Source organism: Cellulosimicrobium sp. 72-3, assembly GCF_013127315.1.
GTDB classification, from domain to species: domain Bacteria; phylum Actinomycetota; class Actinomycetes; order Actinomycetales; family Cellulomonadaceae; genus Cellulosimicrobium; species Cellulosimicrobium funkei.
The window spans coordinates 3,625,708-3,637,997 of the sequence record NZ_CP053419.1; the positions used below are offsets into that span (position 1 = coordinate 3,625,708).

The window sequence follows — 12,290 nt, forward strand, 5'->3', positions numbered from 1 at the left end:
GGTTCGTCTGCGCCCGCGGACGGACCAGGACCACCTGCTCGGCGGCGCAGGGTCGCATCGTGTTCCAGTCCGTGGGACGGTGCGGGGCGAGTCCCGTGCTCGGGGAATGCGCGAGTAGCATCGGCGGTTGCAGAACGCAGTACGCACGAACGTGCTCCGGGGTCGGTGCAATTCCGAGCCGGCGGTGACAGTCCGCGACCCGCGCCCACGCGCGGTTGACCTGGTGGAACTCCAGGACCGACGGTGACAGTCCGGATGGGAGGAAGCACGTGCGGCGCGGCCGTCCTCGGCCGGGCTCTCGCGAGCCCGCGCGACGGGGCGCGGTCTCGCCGTGGTGAGCGACGCCGTCGGGCCCTCGTGGCCCGGCCCGGCCGCCCGCCCTCACCCCGGAGCGCCCGTGCCCGGGAGGACGAGGACATCCGATGGACCTGATCCACGCGCTGTTCGACGCGCAGCTGACGATCGGCGACCAGCATCTGCTGTGGCGCGAGATCGTGGGCAACGGGTTCGGCCTGGCGTCGGCGCTGGGCGGCATGCGGCGCAAGGTGTGGGCGTGGCCCGTGGGCATCGTCGGCAACCTGCTGCTGCTCACGGTGTTCCTCGGCGCGGTGTTCGCGACGCCCAACCCCGTCAACCTGCTCGGCCAGGCGGGCCGCCAGGTGATGTTCGTCGTCGTGTCGGTCTACGGGTGGGTGCAGTGGCGCAAGACCCAGGCGCGGCTCGGTGACGCCGACGCGGACAGCCACGGCGTCGCCGTCGTGCCGCGCTGGGCGTCGTGGCGCCAGCGCGTGTTCCTCGTCGTCGCGCTCGTCGGCGGCACAGCCCTCCTGACCCCGGTCTTCCGCGCGCTCGAGTCGTACGAGCCCGTCTGGGCCGACGCGTGGATCTTCATGGGCTCGCTGCTCGCGACGTACGGCATGGCGAAGGGCTGGGTCGAGTTCTGGCTCATCTGGGTCGCCGTGGACGTCGTGGGCGTGCCCCTGCTGATCTCGGCCGGCTTCTACGCGTCCGCGTTCATGTACGTGTTCTACGGCGCGTTCACGCTCGTCGGGTTCTTCGTGTGGTGGCGCGTCAACCGCCGCGCGGCCGCCGCTGCCGAGGCGGACGCCGCGGCGGCGGGCGCGCCCGCCTGACCCGCCGGTCACCCGACCCAACCCAACACCGATACCCCGTCTCGATTGACTGAGACGGGGTATCGCTGCACTATGGGAGGGACCGCCGCCGACGCCGGGCCCGCACCCCGGGCAACCGCGTCGAGGACGGTCGACCGACCGCAGCCGCCCTCCCAGGGGAGCACCGATGCCCACCACCCCGATCATGCCCGGCGTCACCGAGCCCACCTACGACCTCGCGACCCCGCTCGACCTCGACTACGCCGGCGCGTTCGCCGACGCGACCGAGGAGGACCGCGCCCACCTGCAGCGCGTCCGGCAGTTCGTCCAGGACGAGGTGCTGCCCGTCATCGACGACTACTGGGAGCGCGCCGAGGTCCCGTTCGACCTCGTCAAGCGCATGGGCGAGCTCGACCTGCTGCGTGACGGCGTCGACGTCGACGGTCGTCCGCACGTGAGCCAGCTCGCCGCCGGCCTCGCCGCCATGGAGATGTCGCGCGGCGACGGCTCCGTCGCGACGATCTGCGGCGTCCAGGGCGGTCTCGCGCTGCGCAGCATCCAGATGCTCGGCTCCGACGAGCAGCGGGCGAAGTACGCCGAGCCCATGGCGCGCGGGGAGATCCTCGGTGCGTTCGCGCTCACCGAGCCCACCCACGGCTCGGACTCCGTCTCGCTCGAGACGACGGCGCGCAAGGAGACGCGCGACGGCGTCGAGGGCTACGTGCTGAACGGCGAGAAGAAGTGGATCGGCAACGGGTCGTCGGGCCACATCACGGTCGTGTGGGCGCGCCTCGTCGGCGACGACGGCGATGGCCAGGTCCACGGGTTCGTCGTGCCGCAGGACAACCCGGGCTACACGGGCACGACCATCACCGGCAAGGTGTCGCTCCGCGCGATCTGGCAGGCGCACGTCGTGCTCGACGACGTGTTCGTCCCCGCCGAGAACGCCCTGCCCGGCGCGCGGTCGTTCAAGGACACGTCGCGCGTGCTCTTCGCGACGCGCCTCGGGGTGGCGTGGGCCGCCGTCGGGCACGCGGTCGCGTGCTACGAGGCCGCGGTCGCGTACGCGAAGCAGCGCGTCCAGTTCGGGCGCCCGCTCGCCGCGAACCAGATGGTGCAGGAGCGCCTCACGCGGATGCTCTCGACGATCACGCAGCTCCAGCTCCTCGTCGCGCAGATGACGCGGCTCGACGAGGCGGGGACGCTCACCGGCCCGCAGGCGTCGCTCGCGAAGTACACGTGCACCCGCGGGGCGCGCGAGGTCGCGGCGAGCGCGCGCGACCTGCTCGGCGGCAACGGGATCCTGCTCCAGAACCGCGTCGCGCGGCACTTCGCCGACATCGAGGCCCTGCACACGTACGAGGGCACCGAGTCGGTCCAGGCGCTCATCGTCGGGCGCGACATCACGGGCGTCTCCGCGTTCGTCTGACGGTCCCGAGGGCGCATGCCCTCCCCCCCCCGCTCCCCGGCGCCGCTCGCCCCTCCTCGCGGCGCCGGGGCTCCTTCCTGTTCGCCCCGTCTCCTCGCTCTCCCGGATCGGAGTCCCATGAGCACCGACGCCAGCCCCCTGCCCGACGCCGCCGCCGTCACCCCCGAGGACGAGGTCACCCCGGTCCTCCTGCACGGCGCGCGCACCCCGTTCGCGCGCTTCCGCGGCGCGCTCGCCTCGCTCTCGGCGGCCGAGCTCGGCGCGCACGCGATCCGCGGCGCGCTCGCGGCCGCGGGCGTCGCGCCGGAGCAGGTCGACACGGTGATCGTCGGGCAGGTCGTGCAGGCGGGCGCCAAGCAGGGCCCCGCGCGCCAGGCCGCGATCCTCGCGGGCCTCGGCTGGGACGTGCCCACCGTGACGATCAACAAGCTGTGCCTCTCGGGCCTCACCGCGATCATCGACGCGGCCCGGCTGGTCCGCACGGGCGAGGCGAGCGTCGTCGTCGCGGGCGGCCAGGAGTCCATGACGAACGCGCCGCACCTCGTCGTCGGGTCGCGCTCCGGGTTCGCGTTCGGAGACGTGACGATGGCCGACTCGCTCACGCACGACGGCCTCAACGACCCGTTCAGCGGCGAGGTCATGGGCGAGCTCACCGACCGCGGCTGCGCGACGCGCGGCATCGGCCGCCCGGAGCAGGACGCGTTCGCGCTGCGCTCGCACCAGCGGGCCGCCGCGGCGCGCGACGCCGGGCGGCTCGCCGAGGAGATCGCCCCCGTCGAGGTGCCGCAGCGGCGGGGCGAGCCGGTCGTCGTCGAGCACGACGAGGGCGTGCGCGCCGACACGACGCTCGAGGCCCTGGAGCGCCTGCGCCCGGCCTTCGTGCGGGACGGGACCATCACCGCCGGGTCGAGCTCGCCCCTGTCCGACGGCGCGGCGGCGGTCGTCGTCGCGAGCCGCGCCTTCGCGAAGCGCAACGGCCTGCCGTGGCTCGCCGAGATCGGTGCGGCGGGGCAGGTCGCGGGACCCGACAACTCGCTGCACTCCCAGCCGGCGCGGGCCATCGAGGCCGCCGTGAAGCGCGAGGGGATCGCCGCGGCGGACCTCGACCTCGTGGAGATCAACGAGGCGTTCGCCGCCGTCGCGCTGCAGTCGGTCGCGGACCTCGGCATCGACGCGGACGTCGTCAACGCCGACGGCGGCGCCATCGCGCTCGGCCACCCGGTCGGCGCGTCGGGCGCTCGGCTCGCGCTGCACCTCGCGCTCGCGCTCCGTCGCCGCGGGGGCGGCGTCGGCGCGGCGGCGCTGTGCGGCGGCGGCGGTCAGGGGGACGCGCTCGTCCTGCGCGTCTGACCCTCCGGGCGGGCCCCCGTCGGGGCTCCGCCGCGCGAGCCGACCAACCCTGGTGCACGATGCTGCACCAGGGTTGGCGCGTTTCGGCCGCCGCGGTGTGACGCAGATCGCGCCACGACCGCCGGGTTTCGCGTCATGGATCGCGTCTGACGTGGTCCCTCTCCCTGGAACCGCCCCCCACGAGAGGACCGTCATGACCACCGTGACCGACGCAGCCCGCCGTACCGCGAGCCGTGCGCGCCGCTCGCACCTGTCCGCCGTCGCCGTCGCGCTCGTCGGGCTCGCCGCAGGCTTCGCCGCGGCGCCCTACCTGCTCGGCTGACGCCTCCCGCTCGACGAGCCCGGGACCGCGGTCCCGGGCTCTCGTCATCCCGCGGTCGTTCTGCTCTCCGCGGGCTCGCGCGCGAGCAGCTCCTCCAGCCGGTCGAGCAGCGGGACCTGGCCCGCGACGACGAGCCCGCGGGCGCGCGCGAGCGCGAACCAGCCGGCCCGGTCGAGCTCCGGGAACTCCTGCATGCGCCCCGAGCGCGGCGGCCACTCCAGCGCGAACGTGTTGCTCGCGATCGTCGTGACGTCGAGGTCCGCCTCCCGCGCCCACGCCGCGACGAGCTTGCCCGCGCGCTGGCGCACCGTGCCGAGGTCGAGGTCCGGCGCCGCGCCGGCGGGAGCCGGGACGCCGAGCTCCTCGGCGAACTCGCGCAGCGCCGCCGCGTGCTCGTCCTCCCCCGGCTCCACCTCGCCCTTGGGGATCGTCCACCCGCCCGCGTCCTTGCGCGCCCACAGCGGGCCCCCCATGTGCCCGAGCAGCACCTCGACGACGTCGGCACGGAACCGGTAGAGCACGAGCCCTGCTGACTGCTTCACCCCTCCTTCCTACACAGCCGACGCCGGACCGGCCCGTCGGGGCCGCGCGGACCACCCGCCGAGGGCGTCTCGGGGTCGTGTCCGGGGGCCTGTCGGGGGTCTGTCGGCGGCACGGAGTAGCGTCCGCAGCACCAGGACCGGGACCGCAGAAGGGGACGACCATGGCCACGCAGAGCGTCACGCACCTCAACCCGCCCGGGCTGCACCGCAACCCCGCGTTCTCGCAGGGCACCATCGTCGAGACGAGCCGCACGCTCTACGTCGGCGGGCAGAACGGCACGGACGCCGCGGGCGCGATCGTCGAGGGCGGCATCGCGGCCCAGACGGCGCAGGCGCTGCGCAACGTCCTCGCCGTGCTGGCCGAGGCAGGCGCCGGGCCAGAGGACGTCGCGCGGCTCGCCGTCTACCTCGACCCCGAGGCCGACCTCATGGAGGGCTTCGCCGCCGTCGGCGAGGTCTGGGGCCCGCACCCCGCCGCCGTGACCGTCCTGCGGGTCGGGATCGCGCGGCCGGGCGCGCTCGTCGAGATCGAGGCGGTCGCGGCGCTCCCCGCCTGACGCGAGGCACCGGCTCCCGCGCGCGACGACGCGGGGGTGCCGCTACTGTCCGGGGGTGCCAGCCCACCGGACCCCGTACCGCACCCTCTGGCGGGCCGCGGCGTACGGGGTCGCGGCCTCCCTCCCCGTGCTCGCGCTCGCGTGGCTCGTGCGCACGGAGTCGGGGGTCGTCGTCGACGCGGACCGCGCCGCCGTCGCCGCGGCGACCCGGTTCGCCGGCGAGCGCCCCGCGCTCGAGCGCGCGCTCCTCGTGGGGCAGGAGGCGCTCGCCGCGCGGTGGATGAACCTTGCCGCGATGGGCGTGTGCGTCTGGGCGTGGCGACGCCACGGGCTCGGGTCGCGCGCGGCCTGGGGGGCCGGGACGATCTGGGGCGCGTGGGCTCTCGGCCTCGGCGCGAAGGAGGTCGTCGGCCGCGCACGGCCCGTCCTCGAGGACGCCGTGTCGACCGTGCCGGGCGCGAGCTTCCCCTCCGGGCACGCGATGAACGCGGCGGCCGTCGGGGTGACGCTCAGCGTGCTCGTCTGGCCGCTGCTCGGGCGGCGAGGCCGCGTCGCGGTGGTCGGCGGTGCGACGGCGCTCGCCCTCGTCACCGCGGCCGACCGCGTGCTGCTCGGTGCGCACTACCCTTCCGACGTCGTCGGCGGGATCCTCCTCGGCGGCGCCGTCGCAGGGGCGTCCGCCGTCGCCTATCACGGGTGGGCCGCCGCGCGGTCCGGCCGTCCCTCCGGTGACACTCCCAGGAACGAGGTCTGATGCAACCCTTCGTGCACCGCTACGAGCTGGACACGACCCGCCCCACGGCGAAGGAGGTGCTGCGCGACGTCGGCCTCCGGGCGTTCCTCCCGGGAGCGGTGCTGTGGGTGGTCATCGTCGCGACGGGCTTCCTCGTCACCGGGCCGCTCGGCGACCTGCCGGGCGAGGTCGCGGTCAACCGGTGGTTCGAGCAACGGCGCACGCCGTTCTGGGACACCGTCACCGACGTGCTCTCCCTCATCGGCACGACCGAGTTCATCATCGGCGGCACGCTGCTCACCGTCGCGCTCGTGTGGTGGCGCACCCGGCAGTGGTGGTTCGCCCTCGTGCCCGCGCTCGCCGTCGCGCTGCAGGCGCTGATCTTCCTCACGTCGTCGATCGTCGTGGGGCGCGAGCGGCCCGACGTCTCGCGGCTCGACGAGGCGCCCCCGACGTCCAGCTTCCCCTCCGGGCACACGGGCGCATCGGCGGCGTTCTATTTGACGCTCGCCCTGCTCGCGCAGCGCATCACGAACCCGGTCCTGCGCGTCGTCGTGACGGTGCTGTGCTGCCTCGTGCCTCTCGGCGTCGGCCTCTCGCGGCTCTACCGCGGCGCCCACGGACCCGCGGACGTCGTCGTGGGACTCCTCAACGGCATCGTGTGCTGCGTCCTCGCGTGGCACTACCTGCGCCGGGACCTGCGCTCGAAGCGCTGAGACCCTGGGGGTAGCGCTCCCGGCGCCGGATCCACGAAACGCTCCCCGACCACGACGACGGCGGGCCCGGTCCGAAGACCGGGCCCGCCGTCGTCGTGCGGGGGCGGTCCGGGCGCGCGCGGCACCCGGACCAGCCGTCAGATCAGGCGCACAGACCCACCGGGTCCCACGAGCCCCACGTCACGGAACCGGGGAGCTCGCCCTTCGTCCACCACTGGGCCGTGTAGTTCACGCCGGCACGGGACACGGTCTGACCGCCGGTGTAGACGGCCTCGCGCGACCAGGCCGGGGCGCAGACCGCCGCCTCGACCTCGGGCGCGGTGCCGCAGGGGCCGATCTTCTTCCAGGCGTTGCTCGCGCCCGGCTCCTGGTTGCGGGTCCACCACTGGGCCTTGTACTCCGCGCCCTCGTGCGAGACGACCTCACCACCGGTGTAGACGCCCGTGCCGTACCAGGGCACCGCGCACTCCTCGGCCACGCCGGGACCCGGGGTCGCAGCGCGCAGCGTCGAGCCGAGGGCGTCGCCGAGCTCGTTGCGGTAGTCGCCGGAGAGGTCCCACCACATCGCTCCGCCGTAACCCTGCGTCGCGACGAACTCGGCCTTCGCCGTCACGGACGCCGGGTCGTCGTAGCTCCACCACTGGTCGCCGTTGTACAGCCAGCTCGCGCCGATCTTCGGGTCGAAGAACTTCTTCCCGCCGAACGAGCGCAGCTCGGCGTACGTCTTCGTGCCGACGTACCCGGCGGCGGGCTGCCAGCCCTTCGTGCCCTCCTTGACGCCGTACCAGCCGTGGCCGTAGGCCGCGAGGCCCGCGTTGATCTGCGACGGGTCCGCGCCCGCGTTCACGTACATGCCGAGCGCGCCGTCGAGGCCGAGGCCCCAGTTCTCCGCGCCGTCGGGGTGCAGGTTGCCCTGGTGGCCCGTCTTGTTCGGGACCCAGCCGCCGTGGAAGTCGTAGCCCTGGACGTTGAGGAAGTCCACGACCGCGAACAGGCGCGGGTCGAGCCAGCCGCCCTGGCCGGCGTTCCAGCCGCCCGCGGGCGCGAACGCCGTCAGCAGGTAGTCCTGGCCGGTCGTCGCGCCGCGCGCGTCGAGTTCGGCGCGGAACTCCTCCATGAGGAGCAGGAAGTTCTCCTTGTCCTCCGGGCGGACGTTCGCCGTCTCGCCGCCGGTGACCGGCCACTCCCAGTCGATGTCGATGCCGTCGAAGATGCCGGCCGCGACGCCGGGGCCGCCCTTGCCGTCGACGACCGGCAGGTTGCCGTCGATGTAGAGGTCGAGGCACGAGTCGACGAGCCGCGTACGACCCTCGGCCGTGGACGCCGCCTCGGAGAAGTTGTCCGACCAGGTCCAGCCGCCGAGGGAGACGAGGATCTTCGTCTCCGGGCTGACGGCCTTGAGCTTCTTGAGCTGGTTGAAGTTGCCGGCGAGCTTCTGGCCCGGCTTGTCGGCCTTGCCGTCGACGGAGTCCGCAGCGGGCACCTCCGCGACGAAGTCGTTGAGGGGGTCGCCCTCGCCGGGGACGTCGGCGATGTCGCACACCAGGTCGGTCGTGACGTTGCCGAACGCGTAGTTGATGTGGGTGAGGTCCTCGATCGCTCCAGTGCGCACGAGGTCGGCCACATGGAAGTCGCGGGTGACGCGCGAGTCGGCCATGACGTAGCCGACGCTGCGGAACCCGTTGATGTCCGATGGCCCGGCGACGGAGGCCGCCGGCTTGGCCGTGGGCTGGGGCGCCGCCGCGGCGGGCGACGCGAAGGTGGCGGCCGTGAGGGCGAGCGCCCCGACGACGGCGGAGGCCGTGACCACGCGCGAGCGTCGTGGCGAGGTCCTGGCGAACGAGCGGCCGGGGGCAGCCGCGCTGGGTGTCGATCGATCGGTCATGAAGGCCTCGTTGCTCTTCGGCCCGGGCTGGGGATCCCGGGATTTGTTCGGTCTCCTGCAAGATACCCGTGCGCCTCCCCGTAACGCCAGGGTCCGAACGAAACTGTTACCGCTGTCGGTGGCAGGGCGCAGAGTAGGGCGGTGAGCTTCGACCGCGCGCCGCACGCGCCCGTGCTGCGCGCCCGCCCGACGATCGCGCACCTCGACGCCGACGCGTTCTTCGCCGCCGTCGAGCAGCACCAGCGGCCGTCCCTGCGCGGGCGCCCGGTGCTCGTCGGCGGCGTGGGGCCGCGCAGCGTGGTCGCGACGGCGTCGTACGAGGCCCGGCAGTACGGCGCCCGCTCGGCGATGCCGATGGAGCAGGCGCGGCGACTGTGCCCGCCGTCGACGGTCGTCGTCGTGCCGCGGTTCGCCGCGTACTCGGCCTACTCGGCACGGATCATGGCGGCGCTGCGCGAGGTGACGGACCTCGTCGAGCCCGTGAGCATTGACGAGGCGTTCGCCGACCTCGCCGCGGCCGTCGGGCCGGAGACCGACCTCGAGGCGCTCGCCACCGGCATCCGCGAGCGGGCGCGCGCGCTGAGCGGCCTGCCCGTCTCGCTCGGGCTCGGGCGGTCCAAGCTCGTCGCGAAGCTCGCCTCGGAGGCCGCGAAGCCGGGCGGCGTCCGGGTCGTGGGGGCCGACGACGAGGACCCGTTCCTGCTCGACCTGCCCGTGCGGGCGCTGTGGGGCGTCGGCCCGGTGTCGGCCGCGCGGCTCGACGAGCTCGGGGTGCGCACCGTCGCCGACCTGCGTCGCCAGCCGCTCGACACGCTGCTCCTCGTCGCGGGCGAGGCGGGCGGCACCAACCTCTACCGGATCGCGCGCGGCTGGGACGACCGCCCGGTCTCCACGGTGCGGGAGCGCAAGTCCGCGGGCGCGGAGCACACGTTCGACACCGACCTCCACGGCCGGACCGCGATCGCCGCGGCGCTCGACCCGGTGGTCGACGCCGCGCTGGCCCGCCTCGAGCGGCACGCCGTCGCGGCACGCACCGTCGTGGTCAAGGTGCGCCTCGCGTCGTTCACGACCCTCACCCGCTCGGTCACGCTGTCCCGCCCGACGACCGACGAGGGCGCCCTCCGCGACGCGGCCCACCGCGCGCTCCGCCTCGCGGACGTCGCCGAGCCGGTCCGCCTGCTCGGGGTCGCGTTCCACGCGCTGTCCGAGCACGCGCAGCTCATGCTGCCGCTCGGCGCGGACGCGCCGGAGGACCCCTCTGTCGCGATCGCCGCGGAGGTGGTGGGCGCTGAGGCGGCGGCCGATGAGGCGGTCGGCACCGAGGCGGTCGGTGCAGAGTCGGTGGGTGCAGAGTCGGCGGGTGCCGAGGCGCCCGGCGCCGCCGCGACAGGACCCGTCCGGGCGACGGCCGCCCTCCTCGCCCCCGGCCTCGACGTCGCCACCCCGGCTGACGGGCGCGGGTGGGTCGTGCGCGTCGGCGACGACGGCCGCGTCGCCGTCCGCTTCGAGACGGCGCGGACCGGCCCGGGCTACCAGCGCTGGGTCGACCCGGAGGCGGAGGCGCTCGCGCTCGTCGAGCCGCTCGGCCCCGACGGTGAGCCCGTGCGCGCCTCGCCCGCCGACGACGACGTGTAGCCGCGAGCCGCCGCGCCCGCGCGTGTGTCGTCCGTGCTCGTCCCGTCCGCGCTCGTCTCGCCCGCGCTCGTCTCGCCCGCGCTCGTCTCGCCCGCGCTCGTCGCGCCTCTGTTCGTCCCGTCCGTGCTCGCCCTGTCCGCGCTCGTCCCCTCCGTCCCGGCCCTGCCCGACGACGGGCGGTCGGCGCGCTCCCGACCGGGCCCCGCGCCGTCGGGCACGCGCGGGACGACCCCGGCCGCGACGAGGAGGAGCGCCGCGCCCACCCAGAACGCGGCCTGCGGCCCGACGACGTCGCTCAGCCCGCCCGTCGCGAGCGCGCCGACCGCCTGCCCGGCCGTGAGCGCGACGAAGAGCGCGGCGGTCGCGCGTCCGGCGGCGTGCGGGCGCAGCACGGTGCCCCACGCGATGAGCACGCCGCTGAGGGCGGTGTAGGCGCCGCCGAAGAGAGCGCCCGCCACCGCCACGACGGGCACGCTGCCCGGGGCGAGCGCCAGCGCGCCGGTGCCGGCGGCCGTCGCGACGGCCGTCACGACCCAGGCGCCGCGCAGGCCGAGCACGCGGACGGCGTCGCCGCTGAGGGCACCGAGGACCGCCGCCACGCCGAGGAGGCACCAGAGGGCCGCCGTCGTGCGGCCGGGGAGGCCACCGGTCACGGTGACGAGGTCGCGCCCGAACGTCCAGACCGCGGCGCTGCCGATCCCGGCCACCGTGGCCGCGACCCCGGCGCGTCCGAGCGACCGCTGGCCCACGCCGCGGGACGCGGGCGGCGCCTCGGGGGCCGCGGGCCAGCGCGCGCTCCGGTCGACGACCGCCGCCGTGACCACCGCCCCGACCGCGGCGGCGAACCACACGGGCCGCCAGACGTCCGGCGCGACGAGCGTCGCCGCCCCCACGAGCGCCACGCCGACGCCCGTCCCGGAGTTCACGACGGCCTGCATGCGCCCGGCCCGGCGGCCGTCGACCGTCGCGCCGACCGCGGCGACGAGCGCGGGCGACGCCGCACCGGCGGCGCTGCCCGCGACGAGGACGCCCGCCGCGAGGCTCGCGGACGACCACGACAGCCCGACCAGGACCGCCCCGGCCGCGGCGAGTGCCGCTGCGGCCCAGACGACCGCGCGCGGGGAGCGTCGGGCCATCGCGCGCTGCGCCCCGAGCGCGGCGGCGCAGTAGGCGGCGAAGCTGCCGGCGGCGATCGCGCCCGCGGCGGCGGACGAGAGGCCGAGCTCGCTCGTGAGGGTCGGGAGCTGGAGGCCGTACCCGTAGCGGACGACGCCGTACGTCACCGCGACGAGGCCGGTGCCCGCGGCGACCAGACGGCCCGGGGCGGGCCCGGCGGGGTGTAACGATCGTTTCAGCATAGTGATCGTTACGCTAGCCCCATGCCCCGGACCGACGCACGCCGACCGGCCCGCGACCGCCTGCTCGACGCCGCGGAGGCGCTGTTCGTCGAGCACGGGATCGCGGCGACCGGCGTCGACGCCGTGCTCCGCCGCGCCGAGGTCTCCCCCGCGACCCTGTACGCGCACTTCCCGGGCAAGGACCACCTCGTCGCGGCCTACCTGGAGCGGCGGCACGAGCGCTGGCGTGCCGCGTGGGACGCAGAGCTGGACCGCTGCGGGGACGACGCGGACGCGCGGGCGCTCGCCGTCTTCGACGCGCTCGACGGCTTCCCGACCGCGACGAGCACCCGCGGCTGCGCGTTCCTCGCCGCCGCGGTCGAGGTCACCGATCCCGAGCACCCCGCGTACCGGTGGCTCGCCGCCGACACCCGGCTGCTCGTCGACCGGCTGCGCGACCTCGCCGCCGCGGCCGGCGCCGCGGAACCCGACGCCCTCGCGGCCGAGCTCCTCGCGCTCTACGACGCCGCGCTCGCCTCCCGCACGCGCCGCGCCGTCGCGGGCGACGACGGCCCGACGCCCCTCCCGTGGCGCGACCTCGCAGCCGGCGCGGTCGCGCGCCACCGCGCCTGACCTGCCCGGCGCTGCTGATGCGCTCCCCCGCGTGCGCGG

Annotated in this window: 12 protein-coding genes and 1 riboswitch; of the genes, 9 read left to right on the plus strand and 3 right to left on the minus strand. The window is 75.5% G+C overall.

The annotated features are described in order from the left end of the window. Positions 1-147 precede the first annotated feature (147 nt). A riboswitch (FMN riboswitch) is annotated at positions 148-273 on the plus strand. 149 nt (positions 274-422) lie between these two features. The 4 genes from pnuC (at position 423) to HKK73_RS19325 (ending at position 4,213) form a co-directional block, all read left to right on the plus strand. Next, positions 423-1,133: a nicotinamide riboside transporter PnuC gene (gene pnuC / locus HKK73_RS16245; protein ID WP_051027656.1), complete on the plus strand. Its 711-nt coding sequence runs from the start codon at positions 423-425 to the stop codon at positions 1,131-1,133. Positions 1,134-1,299: 166 nt separating this feature from the next. After that, positions 1,300-2,541, plus strand: coding sequence for an acyl-CoA dehydrogenase family protein (locus tag HKK73_RS16250; protein WP_171468394.1), 1,242 nt, complete (start codon positions 1,300-1,302; stop codon positions 2,539-2,541). A gap of 117 nt (positions 2,542-2,658) precedes the next feature. Continuing rightward, positions 2,659-3,891, plus strand: coding sequence for an acetyl-CoA C-acyltransferase (locus HKK73_RS16255; RefSeq protein WP_171468395.1), 1,233 nt, complete (start codon positions 2,659-2,661; stop codon positions 3,889-3,891). A 193-nt stretch (positions 3,892-4,084) separates the two neighbouring features. Next, a complete protein-coding gene (locus tag HKK73_RS19325) occupies positions 4,085-4,213 on the plus strand; it encodes a hypothetical protein (protein WP_255179672.1) in 129 nt (42 codons plus the stop codon). A 44-nt stretch (positions 4,214-4,257) separates the two neighbouring features. Here the strand turns inward: HKK73_RS19325 and HKK73_RS16260 are convergent, their stop codons facing one another. Next, on the minus strand, positions 4,258-4,755 hold the full coding sequence (locus HKK73_RS16260; protein ID WP_171468396.1) for an NUDIX domain-containing protein: 498 nt from the start codon (positions 4,753-4,755) through the stop codon (positions 4,258-4,260). A gap of 161 nt (positions 4,756-4,916) precedes the next feature. Between HKK73_RS16260 and HKK73_RS16265 the strand changes: the two genes are divergently transcribed. Genes HKK73_RS16265 through HKK73_RS16275 form a run of 3 tightly spaced genes read left to right on the plus strand, consistent with a single transcriptional unit; the run spans position 4,917 to position 6,761 of the window. Then, a complete protein-coding gene (locus HKK73_RS16265; protein ID WP_034654103.1) occupies positions 4,917-5,312 on the plus strand; it encodes a RidA family protein in 396 nt (131 codons plus the stop codon). A gap of 55 nt (positions 5,313-5,367) precedes the next feature. After that, positions 5,368-6,066, plus strand: coding sequence for a phosphatase PAP2 family protein (locus HKK73_RS16270; RefSeq protein ID WP_216608004.1), 699 nt, complete (start codon positions 5,368-5,370; stop codon positions 6,064-6,066). Next, complete coding sequence (locus tag HKK73_RS16275; RefSeq protein WP_085387274.1) at positions 6,066-6,761, plus strand: phosphatase PAP2 family protein; 696 nt, start codon at positions 6,066-6,068, stop codon at positions 6,759-6,761. Before HKK73_RS16270 ends, HKK73_RS16275 begins: the two co-directional genes overlap by 1 nt. A 142-nt stretch (positions 6,762-6,903) precedes the next feature. On the opposite strand, the gene HKK73_RS16280 is transcribed toward HKK73_RS16275, so the two are convergent. Next, positions 6,904-8,571 carry a glycosyl hydrolase family 18 protein gene (locus tag HKK73_RS16280; protein ID WP_171468397.1) on the minus strand — a complete coding sequence of 556 codons (1,668 nt, stop codon included), beginning with the start codon at positions 8,569-8,571 and terminating at the stop codon, positions 6,904-6,906. A gap of 216 nt (positions 8,572-8,787) precedes the next feature. On the opposite strand from HKK73_RS16280, the gene HKK73_RS16285 reads away from it, so the two are divergent. Continuing rightward, positions 8,788-10,281, plus strand: coding sequence for a DNA polymerase IV (locus HKK73_RS16285; RefSeq protein ID WP_171468398.1), 1,494 nt, complete (start codon positions 8,788-8,790; stop codon positions 10,279-10,281). Here the strand turns inward: HKK73_RS16285 and HKK73_RS16290 are convergent. Further along, a complete protein-coding gene (locus HKK73_RS16290; protein ID WP_171468399.1) occupies positions 10,176-11,639 on the minus strand; it encodes a YbfB/YjiJ family MFS transporter in 1,464 nt (487 codons plus the stop codon). The two genes, HKK73_RS16285 and HKK73_RS16290, sit on opposite strands and share 106 nt — an antisense overlap. 21 nt (positions 11,640-11,660) lie before the next feature. Here HKK73_RS16290 and HKK73_RS16295 point away from each other — a divergent pair, with 21 nt between their 5' ends. Further along, complete coding sequence (locus HKK73_RS16295; protein WP_171468400.1) at positions 11,661-12,251, plus strand: TetR/AcrR family transcriptional regulator; 591 nt, start codon at positions 11,661-11,663, stop codon at positions 12,249-12,251. The last annotated feature ends 39 nt before the right edge of the window (positions 12,252-12,290 follow it).